At 73.1% G+C, this 24,082-nt stretch carries 21 protein-coding genes; 15 read left to right on the forward strand and 6 right to left on the reverse strand.

The window, feature by feature from the left end; genetic code table 11:
- Both GCU69_RS08900 and GCU69_RS08905 read right to left on the reverse strand, forming a co-directional pair.
- Positions 1 to 1,832, reverse strand: a 1,832-nt coding sequence (locus tag GCU69_RS08900; RefSeq protein WP_156205587.1) for a glycoside hydrolase family 3 protein, incomplete at its 3' end; no start/stop codon positions are given.
- Between the two features lie 219 nt (positions 1,833 to 2,051).
- A complete protein-coding gene (locus tag GCU69_RS08905; RefSeq protein WP_156205588.1) occupies positions 2,052 to 2,516 on the reverse strand; it encodes an ATP-binding protein in 465 nt (154 codons plus the stop codon).
- 173 nt (positions 2,517 to 2,689) lie between these two features.
- On the opposite strand from GCU69_RS08905, the gene GCU69_RS08910 reads away from it, so the two are divergent.
- Both GCU69_RS08910 and GCU69_RS08915 read left to right on the forward strand, forming a co-directional pair.
- The gene (locus GCU69_RS08910; RefSeq protein ID WP_156205589.1) at positions 2,690 to 3,628 is read left to right on the forward strand and encodes a helix-turn-helix domain-containing protein; all 939 of its coding nucleotides are present in this window, start codon (positions 2,690 to 2,692) and stop codon (positions 3,626 to 3,628) included.
- Positions 3,625 to 3,834, forward strand: coding sequence for a DUF397 domain-containing protein (locus tag GCU69_RS08915; protein ID WP_156205590.1), 210 nt, complete (start codon positions 3,625 to 3,627; stop codon positions 3,832 to 3,834). The genes GCU69_RS08910 and GCU69_RS08915 overlap by 4 nt, the downstream gene beginning before the upstream one ends.
- An 89-nt stretch (positions 3,835 to 3,923) precedes the next feature.
- Here the strand turns inward: GCU69_RS08915 and GCU69_RS08920 are convergent, their stop codons facing one another.
- Together GCU69_RS08920 and GCU69_RS08925 are read right to left on the reverse strand one after the other, a co-directional pair.
- Positions 3,924 to 4,721, reverse strand: coding sequence for a sugar phosphate isomerase/epimerase family protein (locus tag GCU69_RS08920; protein WP_098751989.1), 798 nt, complete (start codon positions 4,719 to 4,721; stop codon positions 3,924 to 3,926).
- Positions 4,722 to 5,142: 421 nt separating this feature from the next.
- Complete coding sequence (locus tag GCU69_RS08925; RefSeq protein WP_156205591.1) at positions 5,143 to 6,270, reverse strand: LacI family DNA-binding transcriptional regulator; 1,128 nt, start codon at positions 6,268 to 6,270, stop codon at positions 5,143 to 5,145.
- Positions 6,271 to 6,442: 172 nt separating this feature from the next.
- Between GCU69_RS08925 and GCU69_RS08930 the strand changes: the two genes are divergently transcribed.
- From GCU69_RS08930 to GCU69_RS08980, 11 genes are all read left to right on the forward strand, one after another.
- A complete protein-coding gene (locus tag GCU69_RS08930) occupies positions 6,443 to 7,591 on the forward strand; it encodes a Gfo/Idh/MocA family protein (RefSeq protein WP_156205592.1) in 1,149 nt (382 codons plus the stop codon).
- A complete protein-coding gene (locus tag GCU69_RS08935; protein WP_156205593.1) occupies positions 7,588 to 8,523 on the forward strand; it encodes a DUF6807 domain-containing protein in 936 nt (311 codons plus the stop codon). Before GCU69_RS08930 ends, GCU69_RS08935 begins: the two co-directional genes overlap by 4 nt.
- A gap of 5 nt (positions 8,524 to 8,528) precedes the next feature.
- Positions 8,529 to 9,269 carry a cupin domain-containing protein gene (locus tag GCU69_RS08940; protein WP_156205608.1) on the forward strand — a complete coding sequence of 247 codons (741 nt, stop codon included), beginning with the start codon at positions 8,529 to 8,531 and terminating at the stop codon, positions 9,267 to 9,269.
- A gap of 463 nt (positions 9,270 to 9,732) precedes the next feature.
- Positions 9,733 to 10,992: an ABC transporter substrate-binding protein gene (locus GCU69_RS08945; RefSeq protein WP_235978341.1), complete on the forward strand. Its 1,260-nt coding sequence runs from the start codon at positions 9,733 to 9,735 to the stop codon at positions 10,990 to 10,992.
- Positions 10,989 to 11,963 (forward strand): carbohydrate ABC transporter permease, encoded by a 975-nt coding sequence (locus GCU69_RS08950; RefSeq protein ID WP_156205595.1) that lies wholly within the window; start codon positions 10,989 to 10,991, stop codon positions 11,961 to 11,963. Before GCU69_RS08945 ends, GCU69_RS08950 begins: the two co-directional genes overlap by 4 nt.
- A gap of 131 nt (positions 11,964 to 12,094) precedes the next feature.
- The gene (locus GCU69_RS08955) at positions 12,095 to 12,871 is read left to right on the forward strand and encodes a carbohydrate ABC transporter permease (protein ID WP_408055782.1); all 777 of its coding nucleotides are present in this window, start codon (positions 12,095 to 12,097) and stop codon (positions 12,869 to 12,871) included.
- A gap of 135 nt (positions 12,872 to 13,006) precedes the next feature.
- Positions 13,007 to 13,915: a hypothetical protein gene (locus GCU69_RS08960; protein ID WP_156205597.1), complete on the forward strand. Its 909-nt coding sequence runs from the start codon at positions 13,007 to 13,009 to the stop codon at positions 13,913 to 13,915.
- Positions 13,916 to 14,062: 147 nt separating this feature from the next.
- The gene (locus GCU69_RS08965; RefSeq protein ID WP_156205598.1) at positions 14,063 to 15,214 is read left to right on the forward strand and encodes a Gfo/Idh/MocA family protein; all 1,152 of its coding nucleotides are present in this window, start codon (positions 14,063 to 14,065) and stop codon (positions 15,212 to 15,214) included.
- Positions 15,211 to 16,368: a dihydrodipicolinate synthase family protein gene (locus GCU69_RS08970; RefSeq protein ID WP_156205599.1), complete on the forward strand. Its 1,158-nt coding sequence runs from the start codon at positions 15,211 to 15,213 to the stop codon at positions 16,366 to 16,368. Before GCU69_RS08965 ends, GCU69_RS08970 begins: the two co-directional genes overlap by 4 nt.
- A gap of 182 nt (positions 16,369 to 16,550) precedes the next feature.
- Positions 16,551 to 17,372 (forward strand): sugar phosphate isomerase/epimerase family protein, encoded by an 822-nt coding sequence (locus GCU69_RS08975; protein WP_098751988.1) that lies wholly within the window; start codon positions 16,551 to 16,553, stop codon positions 17,370 to 17,372.
- A gap of 148 nt (positions 17,373 to 17,520) precedes the next feature.
- Positions 17,521 to 17,952 carry an ATP-binding protein gene (locus tag GCU69_RS08980; protein ID WP_098751981.1) on the forward strand — a complete coding sequence of 144 codons (432 nt, stop codon included), beginning with the start codon at positions 17,521 to 17,523 and terminating at the stop codon, positions 17,950 to 17,952.
- 85 nt (positions 17,953 to 18,037) lie between these two features.
- Here GCU69_RS08980 and GCU69_RS08985 read toward each other — a convergent pair whose 3' ends face one another.
- Entirely contained in the window at positions 18,038 to 18,187 is a 150-nt protein-coding gene (locus GCU69_RS08985; RefSeq protein WP_156205600.1) for a hypothetical protein, read from the reverse strand.
- A 536-nt stretch (positions 18,188 to 18,723) separates the two neighbouring features.
- Positions 18,724 to 19,638: a ribokinase gene (locus GCU69_RS08990; protein WP_156205601.1), complete on the reverse strand. Its 915-nt coding sequence runs from the start codon at positions 19,636 to 19,638 to the stop codon at positions 18,724 to 18,726.
- 412 nt (positions 19,639 to 20,050) lie between these two features.
- Here GCU69_RS08990 and recD2 point away from each other — a divergent pair, with 412 nt between their 5' ends.
- Both recD2 and GCU69_RS09000 read left to right on the forward strand, forming a co-directional pair.
- Positions 20,051 to 22,261, forward strand: coding sequence for an SF1B family DNA helicase RecD2 (recD2, locus tag GCU69_RS08995; RefSeq protein WP_156205602.1), 2,211 nt, complete (start codon positions 20,051 to 20,053; stop codon positions 22,259 to 22,261).
- A 185-nt stretch (positions 22,262 to 22,446) separates the two neighbouring features.
- The gene (locus GCU69_RS09000) at positions 22,447 to 23,736 is read left to right on the forward strand and encodes a citrate synthase (protein WP_156205603.1); all 1,290 of its coding nucleotides are present in this window, start codon (positions 22,447 to 22,449) and stop codon (positions 23,734 to 23,736) included.
- Positions 23,737 to 24,082 lie beyond the last annotated feature (346 nt).

Genomic DNA, 24,082 nt, shown 5'->3' on the forward strand with positions numbered 1-24,082 from the left:
AGCCCGTACCCGACCGGGTAGAGCTGCTCCGCCGGGTCGTCCGCGCTCGGCACCGGGACGGGCAGCCGGCCCGTCGGTTCGGTGCGGCCCGCGACGACCCGGGCCGCCGCCCGGATCTCCACGTCCGTCCAGGAGTACGTCGCCAGCGAGGCCGCGACCCCGTCCAGATGCGCGATGTCGTACGGGTTGCGGATGGCGACGTGCACCACCGGCACCCCCGTCGCGGCCAGCGCCGTCACCAGGTCGCGCTGCGAGGACCCGGCGGTGACGTTGTACGTGGCCACGACCACCGCGTCCCTGCCGCTCGCCGCGGCGACGGCCGACGCGATCGTCTCCGGTGACGGGTGCGGCGAGCCCGCCGTGCCCGTGGACAGCGCCTCGGCCGTGAAGCCCTGCTCCGTCAGCGCCTCCGCCAGCACCTTCGTCGGCGGGCCGCCGGTGCCCGAGGGCGCCGCCGGGTCGACGCCGACGACGAGCACGTCGCGCCCGCCGCGGCGGCTCAGCGGCAACGTGGGCCGCCCGTCCCGCTCCTCGTTGACCAGCAGTGTGGTGGTGCGCCCGGCGATCCGGTCGGCGGCCACCAGATGGGCCTGGGTGCCTACGGTGCGCTCGACGCCCTGGTGGCTGACGAACGGCTCCTTGAACAGCCCGCGCCGGGCCTTCAGCTCCAGCACGCGCAGCACGGACTCCTCGATCCGCGCCTCCGTCAGCTCGCCGTCCCGGACGGCGTCCAGCACGGCGTTCCAGGCGGTGGGCAGGTCCGGCGGGTTGAGCAGCTGGTCGACGCCCGCCGCGAGGGCCAGCACCGGCACCCGGTCGTCGCCGTACTTCTGCCGCACCCCGGCCATCCCGAGCGAGTCGGTGACCACGACGCCCTCGTAGCCGAGGCGTTCCCGGAGGATGCCGGTGAGGATCGGCTTCGACAGGGTCGCCGGATCGTCGGACGGGTCGAGCGCGGGGAAGAGCAGATGCCCCGTCATGACCGAGTCGATCCCGGCGGCGATGGCGGCCCGGAACGGCGGCGCGTCCAGCCGCTCCCACTCCTCCTCGGTGTGGGTGATCTTCGGGATGCCGTAGTGGCTGTCGACATCGGTGTCGCCGTGGCCCGGGAAGTGCTTCGCGGCGGTGGCGATGCCCGCGCCCTGGTAGCCCTGGACCTGGGCGGCGACCAGCCGGGCGACGGCCTCGGGGTCGGAGCCGAAGGAACGGACGCCGATGACCGGGTTGGCCGGGTTGACGTTGACGTCGGCGACCGGGGCGTAGGTCTGCCGGATGCCCATGGCGGCCAGCTCGCCGCCCGCGATCCGCGCTGCCGTACGGGCGTCACCGCGCGAGCCGTGCGCCCCGAGGGCCATCGCGCCCGGCATCAGCGTCGCGGGCGCGCCGACCCGGGCGACGATGCCGTGCTCCTGGTCGGTGGAGATCATCAGCGGCACGGGCGTGGACTGGGCGAGCCCGGCCTTCTGGATGCCGTTGGAGAGGTCGGCGATCTGGTGCGGGTCGCGGGTGTTGTGCGCCCAGGCGAAGTAGATGATGCCGCCGACGTGGTACTCCGCGATCAGCTCGGCGGCGTTGGAGACGCCGATCTCCTCCTGGTTGGAGGCGACGTCACCCGGGTCCGGGTCGGTGGCGGAATGCCCGTAGACCCGCATCACGAACAGCTGGCCGACCTTCTCCTCGAGGCTCATCCGTCCGATGAGTCTGCGCAGTCTCTCCCGGCCCGGATGCCGGGCGGACTCGGCCGCGCGGGCCTCGCCGGCACCTGTCGCGGCGACCGCGACGGCCGCCGCGGTGGCGGTGAGCAGGGTGCGGCGGGACGTGGGGTGATGCACGGGCACTCCTTCCGTACGGAGGAGAGCTGGCAGGCACGGAATCCCGGCGGAACGGGTACGGGCGGCGCCAACTTCCCTGCTGTCGGGGGATTGAAGGAAACTTCCAAGAAGCAACGGATAGCCGGAAAGTTATCGCCGGTCAATGGTCGCGGCGGAGATCGCCGCTCCGGAATTTCCGCGGGAGCGGCACCGTTGCCCCGCCGACGGCAGCCGTCCGCATCAGCGGGCCCCGGCAGGGGGCGCGGCGAGGCCGAACTCCGCCCAGACCGTTTTGCGGGGGAGCGGGCCCGGTGTCACGCCCCAGCGGTCGGCCAGCGCCTCGACCAGCAGCAGACCCCGGCCCGACTCGCCGCCGGGCGGCGGGCCGTCCGGGTGGTTGCCCGGGAAACGGTCGTGCCGGGCGTCGGCGACCTCGGCCCGGAGCACACCTCCGTGCCCGGCCGCCGTGGTGAGGGCGAGCCGCAGACGGAAGTCACGCCCGGGCACCCGGCCGTGCACGGCGGCGTTCGCCGCGAGTTCGGCGACCACGTGCTCCGCGCGTTCGACGACGTCCTCCGGGACGCCCCACTCGCGCAACTGCGCGGCGGCGAGCAGCCGGGCGAGACGGGCGCCGCGCCGGGTGGGGGAGAGCAGCACGGTGAAGGGGCGGACGGGGGCACCGACTTGGGTGGTTTTCTGGCTCACGCCCCACAGCGTGGCGGCTGCGTGCCTACGCTGACCAGTGATGACGCGGTTGCGTACGGTGACTGTCCGGTGCTTGTCCGGCGCTGTCGGGACTGTCCGGAGCGGGAGCGGGCCCGCTGTACGACGAGGCGTCCCAGCGAGGTGACACGCCGGTACGGCGGAGGGGGTTCGGAATGCGGGTGCGGACGGCGAAGGTGACGGCGGCCGACGGGGTGGAGCCCGGAAGGGGCCCGGACGGCGGGGGCGGTGCGGACGGTGTGGCCGTTGCGGCGGGTACGGACGAGCCCGGCTGGGAGGTCGACCCCGAGGACGAGTCGGGCGCGGCCGTCGTCGCCACCGTGGGACGGCAGCTGAAGCTGCGCCGCGAGGCGGCGGGGATGCGCGCGGCGGAGTTCGGGACGGCGATCGGCTACGGCGAGGACCTGGTCTACAAGGTCGAGGCGGGCAAGCGGATTCCGCGCGCGGAGTACCTGGACAGGGCGGACGAGGTGCTGCGGGCCGGCGGGCTCATCAAGGCGATGAAGCGGGATGTGGCGGAGGTCCGGTATCCGAAGAAGGTCCGGGACCTGGCCCGGCTGGAGGCCAGGGCGGTTGAGCTGTTGTCGTACGGCAATCACAATCTGCACGGTCTGTTGCAGACGGAGGAGTATGCCTCTGCGCTGCTGGAGACTCGACGGCCCGCGTACTCGCCGGACGAGCTGGAGCGAATGCTCGCCGCCCGTATGGCCCGGCGGTCCATCTACGAGCGTTTGCCTGCACCCGAGCTCAGTTTCGTGCAGGAAGAGGTGACGCTGCGTCGGCCGATCGGGGGGACAATGGTGCTGCGTCGGCAGCTTGAACGCCTTCTCGAATTGAGCCGGTTGCGGAACGTCGAGATCCAAGTCATGCCAACATCCCGGGGGGACCACCCGGGAACCGGCGGCCGGATCCAGGTGCTGAAGTTCGAGGACGGTTCTGCTGTGGGGCGCACTGACGACGAGTTCGCTGGGCGTCCTGTTTCCGAGCCGAAACAGCTTCGACTCCTCGAACTCAGATACGGCATCATTCGGTCGCAGGCTCTCACCCCGCGGGAGTCGCTGGCCTTCATCGAGCAAGTGCTGGGAGAGACATGATCCGCAAGACCTCTGCTGGATGCGGTTCCGCGCTGGAGTGGTACAAGAGCAGCTACAGCGACAGCAGCAACGGCAACGACTGTATCGAGGTCGCGACTGCCCCCGGCACGGTGCACGTGCGTGACTCCAAGAACGCGGAGGGGCCCCGGCTCGCCGTCACGTCCGTCGCCTGGGCGCACTTCGTGGCGTACGCCTCGGAGCGCTGACCCTCGACCGGCCGAGTCCCGCTCCCGGTTCACCCGGGAGCGGGCCCGGCGGTGTACGGGCGCAGCCCGCCGGTGCAGACCGGCAGCCGTCAGGCCGACTGGGTCAGCAGCCCCAACAGATGGTCGTGGGCAGGCTTCAGCAGCTCCGGAAGCTCCGGCACCTGCGGGTACCAGCGCTTCTCGTACTCCCAGCACAGCCAGCCGTCCCAGCCCGCGCGGCTGAGCAGTTCCACGCACTCGGCGAGCGGCAGCGCGCCCGCGCCGAGCGGCAGCGGGGTGGTGTCCTCGGCCGAGGCGATGTCCTTCACCTGGACATAGCCCAGATGCGGGTCGAGGACGGCGTACGAATCGGCCGGTTCCTCGCCGTCCCGCCACGGGTGCATCACGTCCCAGATGGCGCCCACGGACAGATGGCCCACCAGGCCGAGGACCCGGGCCGCGTCCGCGCCCCGGCTGTGCGAGTCGTGCGTCTCCAGCAGCAGCGTGACGCCGAGGTCGGCCGCGACCGGGGCCGCGGCGGCGAGACGCCGGGCGGCGACCGCGTCGGCCTCCTCGGGGAACTGGCTGCCGCCGCCGGGGAACACCCGGGCGTACGGGGCACCGAGGTCGTGCGCGAGGGTCAGCAGCGCGTGGAGTTCGGCGACGACCTCCTCGTCGTCACCGGGCGCCGCGACCCGGGTGTAGCCGGCGGCGGTGAGGATCTGCACGCCGGCGTCCCGGAACCGCGCCCTGGTGTCGGCCCGTACGGCCACGTCCACCCCCGGGTGCACGGGCTCCTCCGGGTGCGCCCGCAGCTCGACGCCGTGGAAGCCGTGATCGGCGGCGAGGCGCACCACGTCCGGAATGGGCATGCCCGGCACACCGAGGGTCGAGAAGGCGAGTTGCACGGGAACTCCAAAAAGCCGGCGGACAGCGTCAAGCCGACGAATGCCCTCCCGGGCTCCGCTCCACACCCGTCCCCTGGCCAAAGGAGTGACTTGCGCCGGGCGGAAGCACCGCCGTGACGGGCCCGCAGCCGTGCGACGACGGGAGGGGGTGGGTCCGCAGGGAGGGGGGTCCTCCACGCTTACGTGTATTTGTGGCCGCGGAAAGGGGCGCCCTGGCAACGCCACTGGTTCAGGCGGCCGTAAATATGCGGTGGAGGACCCCCCTCCCGGAGGGCCCGCCCCCGGCACCGCAGCGCACCTGGGACCCGGCTCACCCGGCACCGCAGTGCACCTGGGCCCGGCCCACCCCGGGCCCCGGCTCGCCCGGACCCGCAGCGCACCCGGGACCCGGCTCACCCGGACCCGCAGCGCACCCGGCCCCTCACCGCCCCGGAGGCGGAGCCGTCGAAGCCCGTGCCATCAGGTCCGCCCGGACCGTCGCCACCCCGCCCGGCGGCACCGCCTCGCGCCCCATCGCGATCCGCCCCGCCCGGGCGCCAGCCGCGTGCAGCGGCAGCCGTACGGTCGTCAGCGCGGGCACCGCGTCCACGCTGAACGGCAGGTCGTCGAACCCGGCCACGGACACGTCCTGCGGGATGCGCAGCCCCTGGTCGCGCAGCGCCGCACAGGCCCCGAGGGCGATCGTGTCGTTGGCGGCGACGACGGCTGTCAGCCCCGGCTCCCGCCGCAGCAGCTCCAGCGTCGCGTCGTACCCGGAGGACCGGTCGAACGTCCCGTGCACGGTGAGCCGCCCGAGCCCGCCGGAACCCGAACCGGAACCCGGCGAACCGGAACCCGACCCCGACCCGGCCCCGGGCTCCGCCAGCCCCGCCGCCGCCAGCGCGGCCCGGTGTCCTTCCAGCCGGTGCCGCGTGGTGGTCCGGTCCGGCGGCCCCGTGACGTAGCCGATCCGCCGGTGCCCGAGGGAGAGCAGATGCTCGGTGAGCCGCTGCGCCCCGCCCCGGTTGTCGAAGGTGAGCGTGGCGGCCGGCGGCTCACCGCCGGCCGCCTCGGGCGGCACGGGCAGCGGCGGACGCCCGCAGAGCACGACCCGGGTGCCCGCGGCGGCGAGCCGCGCCAGCTTGGCGGCGACGGCGTCGGCGTGCCCGGCCGTCCCCTCGGTGGCGCCGCCGGTGAGGACCACGGCGGCGGCCCGCTGCCGCTGGAGCAGGGTGAGATAGGTGAGTTCCCGCTCGGCCGAGCCCCCGGTGTTGCAGACGACGGACAGCTTCTCGTCGCCCGCGGTGCCGCCCGTCTCGGACTGCACGGCGCCGGCGATGATGCCGAAGAACGGGTCGGCGATGTCGTTGACGAGGATGCCGACCAGATCCGAGGAGGCCGCGGCGAGCGCGCTGGCGGGCCCGTTGAGGACGTAGTCCAGCTCGTCGACGGCGCGCAGCACACGGGTGCGGGTGGCCTCGGAGACCGGGTAGTTGCCGCTGAGCACGCGGGAGACCGTGGCCGAGGAGACTTTGGCGTGCGCCGCCACATCCGCCAGGGTCACTGCCATCTGATCCTCCGAGTCACCGAGAGCCGCCGGGCGAGGACCGCTCGCCGGGCCCCCGCACCATGTTCTCACTCGGAAAGTTGATTCCGCACGGCCTCTTGTCCATACATTCGGACCGCACCTAGGGTCGCTTTGAGGCAAGCGCTTTCCCCCGCTGTTCGAGGAGCATACCTCCATGGTCGCAGCCAGCCCCCCGCCACTCCGCGCCGCCGTCGTCGGCACCGGAGCCATCGTCACCGGCAGCCATCTGCCCGCTCTGCGGGCGCACCCCGGACAGGTCGAGCTGGTCGCGGCCGCGGACGTGGACGAGGAGCGGCTCGACACCTTCCGCAAGGAGGCGGGGGAGTCGGTCGCCGGATACACCGACCTCGCCGCGATGCTCGAAGAAGCCCGTCCCGACCTGGTACTCATCGGCTCGCCGCCCGCTTTCCACGCCGAGCAGACGATCGCCGCGCTGCGGTCCGGCGCCTCCGTGCTCTGCGAGAAGCCGCTGTGCCTCTCGCTCGCCGAGTACGACGCGATCGCGGCGGCGGAGCGGGACGGCGGGCCGTACGCCTCCGTCGTCTTCCAGCACCGCTACGGCTCCGGCGCGGTGCACGCCCGGCAGCTCCTGGAGTCCGGCCGGCTGGGCGCACCGCTGGTCGCGCACTGCCAGACCACCTGGTATCGGGATACCGCTTACTACTCCGTGCCCTGGCGCGGCAAGTGGTCGACCGAGGGCGGCGGCCCCACCATGGGCCACGGCATCCACCAGATGGACCTGCTGCTGCACCTGCTCGGCGACTGGACCGAGGTCCGCGCGATGGCCGGCCGGCTGGTGCACGACGTGCAGAGCGAGGACGTCTCCACCGCCCTGGTCCGGTTCGCGAGCGGCGCGCTGGCCACCGTCGTCAACAGCGTGCTCTCGCCGGACGAGGTCAGCCGCATCCGCGTCGACTGCGCCGACGCCACCGTCGAACTCACCCACCTCTACGGCCACTCCAACGAGGACTGGGTCTACACCCCCGCTCCGCACAGCACCGGCCGGGCGCACAGCTGGCAGGCACCCGGCCCCGACCTCCCCAGCTCGCACGCCGCCCAGCTCACCGGCTTCCTGGAGGCGCTGCGGGCGGGCGTCCGGCCGCCCGGCGGGGGCAAGGAGGCGCGGCGCACCCTGGAGTTCGTGGCGGCGCTCTACAAGGCCGCGTTCACGGGCCGCCCGGTGCGCGCCGGCGAGATCGGCCCCGGCGACCCGTACTACGCCGCCATGCACGGAGACCACCCCGACTGGGCCCCGCCGCAGGCCGGGCTGCCCCACCAGGCCACCGCGAAGGAGCACCGATGACCGCGCCCCTCACCGTCACCCACACCCACGGCGACCGGATCACCGTCGGCTGCGACGGAACCGAGCTGATGGCGTACGTCTACCGGCCCGACCCCGAGGCGTTCGAGTCGCGCAAGCCGTACGCGCATCCGCTGCGGACCCTGACCGGCAGCACCGTCAGCGGCTACCGCCCGCACGACCACCGCTGGCACAAGGGTCTCCAGATGACCGCGAGCCACCTCTCGCACCAGAACTTCTGGGGCGGCAACTCCTACATCCACGGCGAGGGTTACCGGCCGATCCCCGAGCGGGTCGGCTCCATGCGGCACGACGGCTTCGACGCGCTCGACGTGTCCGACGACCGGTTCTCCTTCACCGAGGCCCTGACCTGGGTGGCCAACAACGGCGACGCGTGGGCCCGGGAGCGGCGCACCGTGGAGGTGCACTCGGCCGAGCCCGACGAGGGCGCCTGGGCCCTGGACTGGTCGATCCACCTCACCAACGTCCGCTCCGAACCGCTCGACTTCGGCTCGCCGACCACCGCGGGCCGTGAGATGGCGGGCTACACGGGGCTGCACTGGCGCGGGCCGCGCGACTTCACCGGCGGCGACGTCCTCGGCCCGGACGGCCGCGGCGGCGAGGGCGAGAGCGGTGCCGCGGCCATGATGGGCACGCAGGCGCCGTGGCTGGCGTTCACCGGCCGGCACGACGACATCGACGCGCGCAGCACCCTGCTGTTCGTCCACGCGCCCGAGAACGAGGAGGCCATTCACGCCTCGCACTGGTTCGTGCGCTCGGAGCCGACCCCGACCGTCGCCTTCTCCTGGGCGTTCTTCGAGGAGTTCACGCTGCCGCCGGGGGAGAGTTTCGCGTACCGCTACCGGGTGGTGGTCGCCGACGGCGCCTGGGACGGCGACCGGGTCGAGTCGTACCTCAAGACGCACGGCTGGTGAGCGCGATGGAGCCGCTCACCGCGCCGCTGCCCGGCGCCGTCGGCATGTCGCACATCAGCGCGTACGACTGGCGGGCCGCCGACGGGGTGTGCGGCGGCAGCCCGCATCTGCACCTGGCCTGCACGGAGGCGTACGTCGTCACCGGCGGCCGGGGCGCCGTGCAGACCCTGACCCCGCGGGGCTGCGCGGAGACGGAACTGGAGCCGGGCACCGTCGTCTGGTTCACCCCGGGCACCGTGCACCGCATGGTGCAGCGCGGCGGGCTGCGGGTCACCGTGCTGATGGAGAACAGCGGGCTGCCCGAGGCCGGGGACGCGGTGTTCACCTTCCCGCCCGGGGTGCTGGCCGACCCGGAGCGGTACGCGGCCGCCGCCGCGCTCCCCGAGGGCCCGGAGCGGGAGGCCGCCGCCCGGCGCCGCCGCGACCTCGCCGTCGAGGGCTACCTCACCCTGCGTGACGCGCTGGAGCAGGGCGACGCCGAACCGCTGCTGTCCTTCCAGCGGACCGCGGCCCGGCTGGTCCGCCCCAAGGTCGCGGACTGGGCCGAACGCTGGCGCGCCGGGGCCCTCGCCGCCGCGGAGCGCACCGGGGAGCGCCTCGCCGCGCTCACCGCGGGCGACCCGGAGCATCTGGCCCGGGCCGAGGTCCGTACCGCCGTCCCGACCCGCCGCGGCGGCTACGGGATGTGCGGACGGCGCGACGAGTACGAACTCCCGGGCGTCACGCTCCCGTACTACGGCGAGTGACGCGTCCGCCCCCTGGCCGACGCAGCTGAACACAGCCGACACAGCCGACACAGCTGACACACAGCCGACACATCCGTACACCGAAGGAGGCCGGTTCGGCATGCCCGGAGACGGCGGACACCCCGGAGACGGCGGACACCCCGGAGACGGCGGACACCCGGGAGACGGCGGACGCGCCGGAGACGGCGGACGCACCAAAGACGGCGGGACCCGCGCACCGCGCTCGGGCCGCACAGGCCGCGTACGCGACGACGGCGGGCACCCGGGACACGGCGGGCACCCGGGACACGGCGGGCACCCGGGACACGGCGGGCACGGCTTTCACGCCGGACACTCGGCGGACGGCGGGATCCGCGCACCCCGCTCGGGCCGCACAGGCCGCACAGGCCGCGCACGCGCCGGAGCCCGCCCGCGCGGCCGCGGCGTCCGCGCTGCCACCGCCGCACTCGTCCTCTGCGCGGCCGTGACCGGCTGCGGCGGCGGCGCGAACGCCGACGGCAGCGGCGGCAAGGCCGTGCTGCGGTTCAGCTGGTGGGGCAACCCCGACCGGGCGGAGCGCACGGAGCGGGCCGTCGAGCTGTTCGAGAAGCGCCATCCCGGCGTCGAGGTGCAGACGTCCTTCGCCGGTTACGAGACGTACAAGCAGAAGCTGGCGACGCAGGCCGCGGGCGGTGACGCGCCGGACGTGATGCAGCTCGACTACCGGCAGATCAACCAGTACGCGACGGCCGGGGTGCTGCTCGACCTCGGCGCCCGCGACGCGGTGCGCACCGGTGGCATCGACAAGGGGCTGCTGGCGACGGGCGCGGTCGACGGCACGCAGTACGCCGTACCGCTCGGCCGGGGCACGCAGGCCGTCGTGTACGACACCGGGGCCTGGCGTGCCTCCGGGGTCGAGCTGCCGCGCGCGGACTGGACGTGGGAGGAGTGGGGTGCCGCGATGGCGGAGCTGTCCGCCGCGGACATTCCCGCGGGCGGCGAGGGCGGCGCCGGTGGCACCCGGGTCGGCGGCCTCGACCCGGGGCAGAGCGAGGACGCGTTCGAGATGTGGCTGCGCGGCCAGGGCAAGGCGCTCTACACCCGCGACGGCAAGCTCGGCTTCACCGAGGACGACCTGACCCGGTGGTGGGCCTGGTGCGACGGGCTGCGGAAACGGGGCGCGGTGAGCGAGGCCCGGCAGACCACCCAGCTCGACGGCTCGGTGGAGAACACCCCGCTGGGCCGGCAGCAGGCCGTGTCCGACATCAACTGGGACGCCCCGGCCAGCGGTTACGAGGCGATCCTCGGCGGTCCCGGGAGCACCGCGCTCGCCCCGATGCCCACCGGCGAGGACGGCACGCCCGGCCAGTACTTCAAGCCGTCGATGTTCGCCGGGGTCAGCGCCGCCACCGCGCACCCCGAGGAGGCCGCGGCGCTCATCGACTTCATCGTCAACGACCCGGACGCGGTGGAGATCCTCGGCGCGGGCCGCGGGCTGCCCGTCAACGACCGGCTCCGGGAGCGGCTCGAACCGGAGCTGACCGGCTTCGACCGGGTCATCGCCGCCCACCACCGGAGCCTGGAGGACCGGCTGAAGCCCCCGCCGCCCGCCCCGCCCAAGGGCGACAACGCCCTCCAGACCACCTTCCAGCGCGACTACGACCAGGTCTCCTTCGGGCGGAAGACCCCCCGGGAGGCCGCGGCGGAATTCATCACCGAGGCGAAGGCGGAGCTGCGGCCATGAGCATCACGACGCGGACACCGGCCCGACCGGCACGGCTGAGGGACGGCCCGCGGGCGCCCGGCGGCCGGGCGAAGCGGCGGCCGCGGCGCGAACGCGAGGGCGCCGCCTGGGTCTTCCTCTCCCCGTGGGTGCTCGGCGCGGCCGTGCTCACCCTGCTGCCGATGGCGGTGTCGCTCTACCTGTCCTTCACGGACTACGACATGTTCGAGCCGCCGTCCTTCGTCGGGCTGCGCAACTACACGCAGATGTTCACCGAGGACCCCCGCTACTGGCGCTCGGTCACCACCACCCTGCTGTACGTCGTGATCGCCGTGCCGCTCCAGCTCGCCCTGGCGCTGGCCGTCGCGCTCGCGCTGAAGTCCGTACGGCGCGGCAAGGGCTTCTACCGCTCGGCCTTCTACGCCCCGTCGCTGCTCGGCGCGTCCATGAGCATCGCCCTCGTCTGGCGGGCGCTCTTCAACGACGGCGGAACCGTCGACGACCTGCTCTCCCGGGCCGGCCTCGACATCGGCGGCTGGGTCAACCAGCCGGGCTGGGCGCTGCTCGCGGTGGCCCTGCTGACCGTGTGGCAGTTCGGCGCCCCGATGGTCATCTTCCTGGCCGGACTCCAGCAGATCCCCACCGAGCTGTACGAGGCGGCGTCGGTGGACGGGGCGGGCCGGTGGCGGCAGTTCGTGTCCGTCACGCTGCCCATGCTGTCGCCGGTGCTGTTCTTCAACCTGGTGCTCCAGACCATCCAGGCGTTCCAGGTCTTCACCCCGGCGTTCGCCGTCAGCGGCGGCCGCGGCGGCCCGGCGGACTCGACGCTCTTCTACACCCTGTACCTCTACGACCGGGGCTTCACCGCCTCCCACATGGGCTATGCCTCCGCCATGGCCTGGGTGCTGCTGCTGGCGGTCGCCGCGGTCACCGCGGTGCTCTTCCGCACCTCCCGGTCCTGGGTCTTCTACGCGGCCGAGGAGGACCGATGAGCAGCACCCGAACCGTCCCCGCGACGCCCGCCCCGGCACCCGGCCCGGCGTCCGCCGCGCCGGGCCGCCGCCCGCCCGTGCAGTGGGGCCGCGTCGCCCTGCACGCCGGCTGTGCCGCCGCTCTGCTGGTGATGCTCTATCCGCTGGCGTGGCTGGTCGCGACGTCCTTCAAACCGGCCGACGAGGTGGTGGCCTCGCTGCGGCTGCTGCCCGGCCGGCTGGAGTGGTCCAACTACACGACGGCCATGGAGGGGCTGGAGGGCGTGTCCGTGTGGCAGTTGCTGGGCAACTCGCTGCTCGTGTCGGGCGGCGCGGTGCTCGGCAACGTCCTCAGCTGCTCGCTGGCCGCGTACGCCTTCGCGCGGCTGCGGTTCCGGATGCGCGGCCCGCTCTTCGCGTTCATGATCGCCACCATCATGCTGCCGCACCACGCGGTGCTGATCCCGCAGTACATCGTGTTCAACCAGCTGGGCATGGTGAACACCTACTGGCCGATGGTGCTGCCCAAGTTCCTCGCCACCGACGCCTTCTTCGTCTTCCTGATCGTGCAGTTCATGCGCGGGCTGCCGCGGGAGCTGGAGGAGGCCGCGCGGATCGACGGCTGCGGGCCGTTCCGCAGCTTCCTGCGGGTGGTGCTGCCGCTGACCCGGCCCGCGCTGATCACCACCGCGATCTTCACCTTCATCTGGACCTGGAACGACTTCTTCACCCAGCTGATCTATCTGTTCGAGCCGCAGAAGTTCACGCTGACGCTGGCCCTGCGGTCCTTCGTGGACGCGTCCAGCCAGTCGGCGTTCGGACCGATGTTCGCCATGTCGGTGTTCGCGCTGCTGCCCATCGTGCTGTTCTTCCTCGCCTTCCAGCGCTTCCTGGTCGAGGGCATGGCCAACTCCGGCATCAAGGGGTAGCGGCATGAAGGGACAGCCCGCACCGTCGGATGCCCGCAGGCGGACGGATGCCCGCAAGCAGGGGGGCGGCGGAAGCAGAAGGAGCCGGCACGGAGGGGGAGGGCCGGCCATGAGGGGACAGGAGGTGCGGCGCGCATGACCGCGGCGTCCCGGAATCCGCGCCCCGGCGTACGGCCGGAGTCCCCGGACCGCTCCGGCGGGACGGGTGCCTCGTCCGGGCTCTCCGGCGCGACCCGCGAGCCCGGCGAACTGTTCGGACCGCGCTTCGAACTCTTCGCCGACGTGCTCGTGCTGGGCCTCGTGATCTCGCTGGGCTGTCTGCCGCTGCTGACCGCCCCGGCCGCGCTCGCGACCGGCTGCGCGCTGCTGCGCCGCCGGCTGCTGTACGACGAGCCGGTGACGGCGGGGCGCTTCCTGGCGGTGTTCGGCGCGCGGCTGCGGGACGCGCCGGGGCGCGAGCTGGCGGCGGGCGCCGTGTGCGCCGGTGCCGCGCTGCTGGTGCTCGCCGACCTGCTGCTGGCCGCGGCCGGACTGCCGGGGGCTCCGCTGTTCGCGGGCGTCCTGGCGCTGCTCGCCGGGTGCGGCGCGGTGGTGGCGCTGCGCGCCTGCGCGCTGCCGGGCGAGGCGCGGCGGCCGCCGGGAGCGCGGCCGTCCCCGGGAACGGCCGGGCGGGAGTGTTCGGGAACAGCCGGGGAAGCTTCCGGAACCGCCGCGCGGGAGGCTCCGGGAACGGGCGTTCCGGGCGCCGGGACTTCGGGCGGCCGGGACGCGGGCGGGCGGCGGACGGGCTACCGGGACGGGGACGGCCGGGACACGGGCGGTCCGGACCCCGGGACGGGCGGCCCGGACCCCCGGAGCGTGCGCCGTGGCTGGCGGCGGGCGGTCCGGTCGGCGGCCGTCCGGTCCGCGGCCGATCTCCCCGGCAGCGGCCTGGTGCTGCTCGCGCTGGCGACGGCCGCGGTGTGCGGCTGGATGCTGCCGCCGCTGCTGTTCCTGGTGCCCGGACCGCTCGCTCTGGCGCTGACGGCCGTCGAGGCGCGTTGAAGAAATCGCTTGTCGTTCATCAACATGCCCGGGAGCGACCTTGTCGTAGGGGACCGTCCCGGGCTAGCGTAAAGAGAAAGAAAGCGCTTGCTGCCGTGCGGTCCGGGAGGGGCCGGTGCGGCGGGGCGCGGGAGAGAGGGAGCCCGAGTGACACGCAAGACGGTACGGATCGCCATGAACGGTGTGACCGGCCGGATGGGCCACCGGCAGCATCTCGTGCGCTCGGTCCTCGCGATCCGCGAGCAGGGCGGGATCGACCTCGGTGACGGCGGCGTCCTGTGGCCCGAGCCGGTCCTCGTCGGCCGCCGCGAGCACGCCCTGCGGGACCTGGCGCAGCGGCACGGACTGGAGCACTGGACCACCGACCTGGACGGCGTCCTCGCCGACCCGTCGATCGACATCTACTTCGACGCCCAGGTCACCTCCGCCCGCGAGGAGGCGGTCACCAAGGCCGTCGCGGCGGGCAAGCACATCTACTGCGAGAAGCCGACCGCCACCGGGCTCGACGGCGCGCTGGAACTGGCACGGCTCGCCCGTGCCGCCGGCGTCAAGAACGGCGTGGTGCAGGACAAGATCTTCCTGCCGGGGCTGCGCAAGCTGAAGCGGCTGATCGACGGCGGTTTCTTCGGCGAGATCCTGTCCGTGCGCGGCGAGTTCGGCTACTGGGTCTTCGAGGGCGACTGGCAGACCGCGCAGCGCCCCTCGTGGAACTACCGCGCCCAGGACGGCGGCGGCATCGTCTCCGACATGTTCCCGCACTGGGAGTACGTCCTGCACGAGCTGTTCGGCGCCGTCCGCACCGTGCAGGCCGAGGTGATCACGCACATCCCGCGCCGCTGGGACGAGCAGGGCAAGCCGTACGAGGCGACGGCCGACGACGCGGCGTACGGCGTGTTCCGGCTGGAGGGCGGCGCCGTCGCGCAGATCAACTCCTCCTGGGCGGTCCGCGTCAACCGTGACGAGCTGGTCGAGTTCCAGGTCGACGGCACGGAGGGCTCGGCCGTGGCGGGGCTGCGCAACTGCCGCGCGCAGCACCGGTCGGCGACGCCGAAGCCGGTGTGGAACCCGGACCTCCCGGTGACCGAGTCCTTCCGCGACCAGTGGCAGGAGGTGCCGGACAACGAGGAGTTCGACAACGGCTTCAAGGCGCAGTGGGAGCTGTTCCTGCGCCATGTGGTGCTGGACGAGCCGTGGTCCTGGGACCTCCTGGCGGGCGCGCGCGGCGTGCAGCTCGCCGAACTGGGTCTGCGGTCGTCGGCCGAGGGCCGCCGGCTGGACGTCCCGGAGCTGTCGCTGTGATCCGGCTTCCCGGCGCGGACGGCGCCCTGCGGTCCCACGAACCCCGGCGCGAGCCCGCCCGGTTCACGCCCGGCGGCCCGGCGCTCGCGTCGCGCGTGGTGTTCTCCGCCGCGCACGTCGTCGCCGATCCGTACGCCGACACCACCCCGGACGGCCCGGCGGCCGTCGACTGGGACGCGACCCTGGCGTTCCGGCGGCACCTGTGGTCGCACGGGCTGGGTGTCGCCGAGGCCATGGACACCGCGCAGCGCGGCATGGGCCTGGACTGGGCCGGCGCGGCCGAGCTGATCCGCCGGTCGGCCGCCGAGGCACGGGCGGCCGGCGGCCGGATCGCGTGCGGCGTCGGCACCGACCAGCTGACCGCGCCCGGCGCCGGACTGCCGCAGGTGCGCGCCGCGTACGAGGAGCAGCTCGCGCTCGTGGAGGAGTCGGGCGCGCAGGCGATCCTGATGGCCTCCCGCGCGCTGGCCGCGGCCGCCCGCGGCCCCGAGGACTACCTCGGCGTCTACGGTCATCTGCTGCGGCAGGCGGCTGAGCCGGTGATCCTCCACTGGCTGGGCCCCATGTTCGACCCGGCGCTGGAGGGTTACTGGGGGAGCGCCGACCTCGACGCGGCCACCGACACCTTCCTGGAAGTCGTCCGCGCCCACCCGGACAAGATCGACGGCATCAAGGTGTCGCTGCTCGACGCGGACCGCGAGGTCGCCCTGCGCCGCAGGCTGCCGGACGGTGTCCGCTGCTACACGGGCGACGACTTCCACTACCCCGAGCTGATCGGGGGCGACGAACGCGGCTTCAGCCACGCCCTGCTGGGCATCTTCGACCCGCTGGGCCCGCTCGCCGCCGAGGCGGTACGGATCCTGGACACCGGTGACACGGACGGCTTCCGCGAACTGCTGGACCCGACGGTCGCGCTGTCCCGGCACCTGTTCCGCGCGCCGACCCGCTACTACAAGACCGGCGTGGTGTTCCTCGCCTGGCTCTCCGGCCACCAGTCGCACTTCACGATGGTCGGCGGCCTCCAGTCCGCCCGGTCGCTGCCGCACCTCGCGCTGGCGTACGAACAGGCCGACGAACTTGGCCTGTTCCCCGACCCGGCGCTCGCGGAGACGCGGATGAAACAGCTCCTCACCCTGCACGGAGTAACCCAGTGAACGACAGCAGCGACAGCAGCGACAGCAGCGACAGCAGTAACGGCAGTAACAGCGGTAGCGCCGGCCGCGGCAGCGACAGCAACAGCTTCGGGAACGGCGGCACCGGCGGCACCGGCGGCACGGGCGGTGCCACGGACAGTGCCACGGACAGTGCCGCGGGCGGTGCGACGGGCGGTGGCGACATCGCCCGGCTGAGCCTCAACCAGGAGACCGTCAAGCAGTGGTCGCTGCCCGAGCTGGCGGAGGGCTGCGCGAAGGCGGGACTGCGGCACGTCGGCCTGTGGCGCGCGCCGGTGCAGAGTTACGGCCCGGAGCGCGCGGCCCGGCTGATGCGGGACGCCGGGCTGGGCGTCACCAGCCTGTGCCGCGGCGGGTTCCTGACCGCCACCGACCCGGGCGAGCGGGCGCGGGCGCTGGACGACAACCGGGCGGCGGTCGACGAGGCCGCGACGCTCGGCACCGACACGCTCGTCCTCGTCTCCGGCGGACTCCCGGACGGCAGCCGGGACCTGCACGGCGCGCGGGAACGGATCGCCGACGCGCTCGCCGAACTCGGCCCGTACGCGGCAGAGCGCGGGGTGCGGCTCGCCGTCGAGCCGCTGCACCCGATGTTCGCCGCGGACCGGTGCGTGGTCTCCACCCTCGCGCAGGCACTGGACCTGGCGGAGCGCTTCCCGGCCGGCCAGGTGGGCGTCGTCGTCGACACGTACCACCTGTGGTGGGACGACACGGTGGCCGGCCAGATCGCCCGCGCGGGCCGGTCCGGCCGTATCGCCGCCTTCCAGTTGGCGGACTGGGTCACCCCGCTGCCGGAGGGTGTGCTGCTGGGGCGCGGACAGCTCGGGGACGGCAGCGTCGACCTCCGGTGGTTCCGCGAGCAGATCGAGGCGGCGGGCTGGGACGGGCCGGTGGAGGTGGAGATCTTCAATCCCGGCCTGTGGGCCCGGGACGGCGCGGAGGTGCTGGCGGAGATCGTCGACCGGTACCGCCGGCTGGTGCTCTGAAGGGGGGTGGCGGTCAGCCGGCGGCCGCTGCCGTTCGCCCGTGCAGATGCACGAGTCGCGCCAAGAGGGATCTTCGGCCCTCACGTTGGGTACACCAAGTAGCGTTCCGGTCGCAGAGCGCGACCGGATTCGGAAAGGTGCCACCTGCATGACGGAGACAAGTGCCGAGGCCGGAGTCGAACACCACCGCTTCCCGCGGCACCCCCGCAGCGTCGGGCGCGCCAGGGCCGCCCTGCGCACCGCCCTCGCGGCGTGGGGTGTCGAGGGGGAGGCGGCGGATGTCGCCGAGTTGCTGCTCTCCGAGCTGATGACGAATGCCGTACGGCACGCGCAGGTTCCGGCGGGGCGGCAGGTCGAGGCGGGATTCGCCCTCACCGGGCGGCTGCTGCGGCTGGAGGTCTCGGACGCGAGCGAGAGGCTGCCGGTGCCCGCGCAGGCCTCCGGCGACGCGGAGGGCGGGCGCGGGCTGGCCCTGGTCGCGAGCCTGGCCGACGACTGGGGCGTCCGCGCGCGCGAGGGCGTGGGCAAAACCGTCTGGGCGCTGCTGAAGCTGGAGCACACGCCGCCGCGCGACGGCTAGGGCGGCGTCTCCGCCGCCTCCCGGTCTCCGCCGCCTCCCGGTCTCCGTGCCTCCGGGCTTTCGTGTGCCCGCCGGGCGTCCTGCGTCAGTGCTTCCTGGCCTTGCGCCGGGCGACGGCCGCCGCCGCGATCGGCAGGCCCACGTCGAGGGCGCGGGTGACCTGGGAGACGGGCAGGCCCGTCTTCTTGGCGACGGCGCGGGCCACGGGGCGGGTCACTTTGCTGAGGAACATCATGCTTTCCACCGTACGACCGGCCCTGGCGGCGGGCACGTCCGGTAACGGAAGAATAACTATGGGGAGTCGTGCAACCCTTTACGGCAGTCGGCGGTCGTATTGGGCATCAGGGCTTCCCGGGGGGAATCTGGGGGGATTCGAGGGGGAGCCCGATCGAGGGGGGTAACCCGAGGGTGCCCGGTCGACGGACCGGGCACCCTCGGTTCGTCTTCGGGGGGCGCGCGCCCGTTCCTCCGCTGCCGGACCGTCACCTCGCCCCGTACCCGTACCACTGCTCCGTACAACTCCCGGGCCCGTTACGCGTCTTCGGTGCACCGGCCCGTGCCTCCTGCCCGCTTCCCGGTCGTGCCGTCGGCGCGCCGGGAGCCCGACGGTCCGCCCGGGCGCCCTGCGTACCGTCAGCCGTCCGTCAGCTGTCAGTTGTCAGTCAGCCGTCACCGTCAGCCGTTCGCCAGCTGTCAGCGGCCGGGCTTCACCCGTCGCCCGTCGCCCGTCGCCTGTCAGCCGTCAGCCGGCGGGACGCGGTCCGTCGGTGGTCAGCCGTCGGGCGCGGCGACGAGTTCCGCTTCCGTGGGGAACGACTCCTGGGCCCCGCGCCGGGCGCGGACGGTGGCCCCGACGCGGACCGCGTACCGGACGGCGCCCTCCAGGGAATCGCCGCGGCCGAGCCGCAGCGCGAGCGCCCCGGCGAACGCGTCGCCCGCGCCGCTGCTGTCCACCGCGCCGACGGGCGGACCGGGCACCCGCACCGTGCCCTGGTGGTCTGCGGCGAGCGCCCCCGACCCCCGCGTCACCACCACCGAGCGCGGCCCCCGGGAGAGCAGTGCCGACGCCCACACCGCCGGATCGGCCGAGTCCGCGGCGGGATGGCCGGACAGCAGGGAGCGCGCCTCCCGCTCATCCACGACCAGCGGATGGCACGCGGCGAGGACGGCGGCGGGCAACGGGGCGGGCGGCGACGCGTTCAGCACCACCCGGGTCCCCGGATCGCGCGCCTGGACGACCGCCGCGACGGTGGCCATGGGGATCTCCAACTGCACCGAGACCACCCGGGCCGCGGACAGCAGGCTTCCGGCGGCCCGGATGTCCGCGGGCGAGAGCCGCGCGTTGGCGCCCGGCGAGACGACGGTGCCGCCGGCCCCGGACGGATCCACCGTGATCACGGCGACCCCGGTGGGTGAGTCCCCGACGAGCACACCGACGGTGTCGACACCCGCCGCGCGCAGTTCCGCCAGCAGCAGTTGCCCGTACGCGTCACCGCCGACCCGCGCCAGCAGCGCCGTACGCGCCCCGAGCCGGGCCGCCGCGACCGCCTGGTGGGCCCCTTTGCCGCCCGGCCGCACGACCAGGCCGGAGCCCAGGACGGTTTCACCGGCCGCGGGACGACGGTCCACACCGATCACCAGGTCGGCGCCGGCCGAGCCCACGACCAACAGGTCGTAGACGTGCATGAATTCCTTCTTTCTCCTGGTCGGGGAGGGGAGGCGGCCGCTGTCGCCGGCCGGTGGCCGGGTCGCCGGGTGCCGGCCGTGCGAGCGGCCCGTGCGTCGTCGGGGCGCCGGGCGGCGCCGTGTACCGCCAGCTTGCCGGGAAATGCCGGTTGCCGTGCGGCAGTTGCTCCGATGCGCCCCCTCTTCGTGCCGCCGCGTGCCTGTTGGTGCCACCGCATGCCGCTGTCGTGTCACTGTCGTGCCGCCGCATGCCGCTGTCGTGTCGCCGCATGCCGCTGTCGTGCCGCCCCGGGGCCGCTCCGGGGCCGCCCGGGGCGCTCCGCGGGCCGGGACGGAGGCCGGACGCCCCGTTCGCGGCCGGTTGTCCACAGGCCGGGACGCGTTGTCCGCGCCCGGCGGTAACGTCACGGGCATGGCGCAATGGGCGGTGGTGGAGGGGGTCCTGGAGCGGATCACCTACGCCAATGAGGAGAACGGGTACACGGTGGCCCGGGTCGACACCGGCCGCGGCGGCGGCGACCTGCTGACGGTCGTCGGCTCGCTGCTCGGCGCGCAGCCCGGCGAGTCGCTGCGGATGGAGGGCCGTTGGGGCTCCCATCCGCAGTACGGCAAGCAGTTCACCGTCGAGAACTACACCACCGTGCTGCCCGCGACCGTCCAGGGCATCCGCCGCTATCTGGGCTCCGGCCTGATCAAGGGCATCGGGCCGAGGATCGCCGACCGGATCGTGGAGCACTTCGGGACGGACACGCTCGACGTCATCGAGCAGCGGCCCGAGCGGCTGATCGAGGTGCCCGGCCTGGGGCCGAAGCGCACCAAGCTGATCGGCGCGGCCTGGGAGGAGCAGAAGGCGATCAAGGAGGTGATGGTCTTCCTCCAGGGGGTCGGGGTCTCGACGTCCATCGCCGTGCGGATCTACAAGAAGTACGGGGACGCGTCGATCTCCGTCGTACGGAACCAGCCGTACCGGCTCGCGGCGGACGTCTGGGGCATCGGGTTCCTCACCGCCGACAAGATCGCCCAGTCCGTGGGGATCCCGCACGACAGCCCCGAGCGGGTCAAGGCCGGGTTGCAGTACGCCCTCTCCCAGTCCTCCGACCAGGGCCACTGCTATCTGCCCGAGGAGCGGCTGATCGCCGACGCGGTGAAGCTGCTCCAGGTCGACACCGGCCTGGTCATCGACTGCCTCGGCGAGCTGGCGGGCGAGGAGGAGGGCGTCGTACGGCAGGAGGTCCCGGGGGAGGAACCGGGGAGCAGGGTCTCCGCGGTCTATCTGGTGCCCTTCCACCGCGCCGAGCTGTCCCTGTCCGCGCAGCTCCTGCGGCTGCTGCGCACCGACGAGGACCGGATGCCCGCGTTCCGTACGGTCCGGTGGGACAAGGCCCTCTCCTGGCTGGGCGGCCGGACCGGCGCGGAGCTGGCCCCGGAGCAGGAGCAGGCGGTGCGGCTGGCGCTGACGCAGAAGGTCGCCGTGCTGACCGGCGGGCCGGGCTGCGGGAAGTCCTTCACCGTACGGTCCGTGGTCGAGCTGGCCCGGGCGAAGCAGGCCAGGGTGGTGCTGGCCGCGCCGACGGGCCGGGCCGCGAAGCGGCTCTCCGAGCTGACCGGAGCGGAGGCCTCCACCGTGCACCGGCTGCTGGAGCTCAAGCCGGGCGGCGACGCGGCGTACGACCGGGAGCGGCCGCTGGACGCCGATCTGGTGGTCGTCGACGAGGCGTCCATGCTGGATCTGCTGCTGGCGAACAAGCTGGTCAAGGCCGTGCCGCCGGGTGCGCACCTGCTGCTGGTGGGCGACGTCGACCAGCTGCCGTCGGTCGGCGCGGGAGAGGTGCTGCGGGATCTGCTCGCGCCGGGCGGCCCCGTCCCGTCCGTGCGGCTCACCCGGATCTTCCGGCAGGCCCAGCAGTCCGGCGTGGTGACGAACGCGCACCGGATCAACAGCGGCGTCCCGCCCGTCACCCGGGGCCTCACCGACTTCTTCCTCTTCCCGGAGGAGGACACGGAGGCCGCGGGCCGGCTCACGGTGGACGTGGCCGCGCACCGGATCCCGGCGAAGTTCGGTCTCGACCCGCGCCGGGACGTGCAGGTCCTCGCCCCCATGCACCGCGGCCCGGCGGGCGCGGGCGCGCTCAACGGACTGCTCCAGCAGGCCGTCACCCCGGGCCGCCCGGACCTTCCGGAGCGCCGCTTCGGCGGCCGGGTCTTCCGGGTCGGCGACAAGGTCACCCAGATCCGCAACAACTACGAGAAGGGCGAGAACGGCGTCTTCAACGGCACGGTCGGCGTCGTCACCGCCCTCGACAACGACGAGCAGCGGCTCCTGGTCCGGACCGACGAGGACGAGGAGGTGGGTTACGACTTCGACGAGCTGGACGAGCTGGCGCACGCGTACGCGGTGACCATCCACCGCTCCCAGGGAAGCGAGTATCCGGCCGTGGTCGTGCCGGTCACCACGGGTGCCTGGATGATGCTCCAGCGCAATCTGCTGTACACGGCGGTCACCCGGGCGAAGCGGCTGGTCGTGCTCGTCGGCTCGCGGCGGGCGCTCGGCCAGGCGGTGCGGACCGTATCGGCCGGACGGCGCTGCACGGCGCTCGATCACCGTCTCATTGGGGCCGTCTGAGCGGGTTTGTCCCGCTCGCCTTTTCCAAACGGCGCGAAGAGGAGCAGGATGGGGCTGCACGCGGCACTGCGTGCCACAAATAGGCCTGACGGCCGACCCCGAGTGCACGGCCCCGAGCCAAATGGGGGAAGGTAGAGACAGTCAGGGCACCTCGAAGAAGAGGCACAACGTCGGTGAGGGATGACGTGAGCGACAACTCTGTAGTACTGCGGTACGGGGACGGCGAATACACCTACCCCATCGTCGACAGCACTGTCGGCGACAAGGGCTTCGACATCGCGAAGCTGCGTAACCAGACCGGTCTGGTGACCCTGGACAGTGGTTACGGCAACACCGCGGCGTATAAATCGGGGATCACCTACCTCGACGGCGAACAGGGCATCCTGCGGTACCGGGGCTACCCGATCGAGCAGCTCGCCGAGCGCAGCACCTTCATCGAGACCGCGTACCTGCTGATCAACGGTGAGCTGCCCACCGTCGACGAGCTCGCCGCCTTCAAGAACGAGATCACCCAGCACACGCTGCTGCACGAGGACGTCAAGCGTTTCTACGACGGCTTCCCGCGTGACGCCCACCCGATGGCGATGCTGTCCTCCGTGGTCAGCGCCCTGTCGACGTTCTACCAGGACAGCCACAACCCGTTCGACGAGGAGCAGCGCCACCTCTCGACGATCCGGCTGCTCGCCAAGCTTCCGACGATCGCGGCCTACGCGTACAAGAAGTCCATCGGCCACCCGGTCGTCTACCCGAGCAACGACCTGGGCTATGTCGAGAACTTCCTGCGGATGACCTTCTCGGTGCCCGCCGCCGAGTACGAGCTGGACCCGGTCGTCACCAGCGCTCTCGACAAGCTGCTGATCCTGCACGCGGACCACGAGCAGAACTGCTCGACCTCCACCGTGCGCCTCGTCGGCTCCTCGCAGGCCAACATGTTCGCCTCGATCTCGGCGGGCATCAGCGCGCTCTGGGGCCCGCTGCACGGCGGCGCCAACCAGTCGGTGCTGGAGATGCTGGAGGGCATCAAGAACTCCGGCGGCGATGTCGACACCTTCATCCGCAAGGTGAAGAACAAGGAAGACGGCGTGAAGCTCATGGGCTTCGGACACCGCGTCTACAAGAACTTCGACCCCCGGGCGAAGATCATCAAGGCGGCGGCGCACGACGTCCTCTCCGCGCTCGGCAAGTCCGACGAGCTGCTCGACATCGCGCTCAAGCTCGAAGAGCACGCGCTCGCCGACGACTACTTCACCGAGCGCAAGCTCTACCCGAACGTGGACTTCTACACCGGTCTGATCTACCGGGCCATGGGCTTCCCGACCGAGATGTTCACCGTGCTCTTCGCGCTCGGCCGGCTGCCCGGCTGGATCGCCCAGTGGCACGAGATGATCAAGGAGCCCGGTTCCCGCATCGGCCGTCCGCGGCAGATCTACACCGGCGTCGTGGAGCGCGACTTCGTCCCGGTCGAGCAGCGGTGACGACTGCCTGCGGGACACGTCCGTAGCAGAGGGGCCCGGCGCGCGGGGCCCCTCTGTTGTGTTTCCTGTCGTGTTTGCCGCCCGGCGGCGCGGGCCCCGGCGGCGTGTGCCCGCCGCGGGGCGGAAGGGCGATCCGGCGCGGGGCGGAGAGCTGGTCCGGCGCGGAGCGGAAGGGCGATCCGGCGCGGGGCGGAAAAGCGAGGAGCGCCCCTCCGATCGATCCCCCCACGGGTCGATCAACGAGGCGCTCCCCATCCCGGATCGGATTCCCCCCACGGGATCCGGCCGGGCGTCTGGTGGCCGAGTCACTCTCGGCCGTGCTCTTCTGTTGTACCGCTGCGCCGCT

Origin of the sequence: Streptomyces lycii (assembly GCF_009735685.1) — a bacterium.
GTDB lineage: Bacteria > Actinomycetota > Actinomycetes > Streptomycetales > Streptomycetaceae > Streptomyces > Streptomyces lycii.

Coding starts and splice junctions, on each gene's coding strand:
- GCU69_RS08910 (WP_156205589.1), top strand. CDS start 2,690: ATGCGGGTGCGGACGGCGAAGGTGACGGCGGCCGACGGGGTGGAGCCC.
- GCU69_RS08915 (WP_156205590.1), top strand. CDS start 3,625: ATGATCCGCAAGACCTCTGCTGGATGCGGTTCCGCGCTGGAGTGGTAC.
- GCU69_RS08925 (WP_156205591.1), bottom strand. CDS start 6,270: ATGGCAGTGACCCTGGCGGATGTGGCGGCGCACGCCAAAGTCTCCTCG.
- GCU69_RS08930 (WP_156205592.1), top strand. CDS start 6,443: ATGGTCGCAGCCAGCCCCCCGCCACTCCGCGCCGCCGTCGTCGGCACC.
- GCU69_RS08935 (WP_156205593.1), top strand. CDS start 7,588: ATGACCGCGCCCCTCACCGTCACCCACACCCACGGCGACCGGATCACC.
- GCU69_RS08940 (WP_156205608.1), top strand. CDS start 8,529: ATGGAGCCGCTCACCGCGCCGCTGCCCGGCGCCGTCGGCATGTCGCAC.
- GCU69_RS08950 (WP_156205595.1), top strand. CDS start 10,989: ATGAGCATCACGACGCGGACACCGGCCCGACCGGCACGGCTGAGGGAC.
- GCU69_RS08955 (WP_408055782.1), top strand. CDS start 12,095: ATGCTCTATCCGCTGGCGTGGCTGGTCGCGACGTCCTTCAAACCGGCC.
- GCU69_RS08960 (WP_156205597.1), top strand. CDS start 13,007: ATGACCGCGGCGTCCCGGAATCCGCGCCCCGGCGTACGGCCGGAGTCC.
- GCU69_RS08980 (WP_098751981.1), top strand. CDS start 17,521: ATGACGGAGACAAGTGCCGAGGCCGGAGTCGAACACCACCGCTTCCCG.
- GCU69_RS08985 (WP_156205600.1), bottom strand. CDS start 18,187: ATGATGTTCCTCAGCAAAGTGACCCGCCCCGTGGCCCGCGCCGTCGCC.
- GCU69_RS08990 (WP_156205601.1), bottom strand. CDS start 19,638: ATGCACGTCTACGACCTGTTGGTCGTGGGCTCGGCCGGCGCCGACCTG.
- recD2 (WP_156205602.1), top strand. CDS start 20,051: ATGGCGCAATGGGCGGTGGTGGAGGGGGTCCTGGAGCGGATCACCTAC.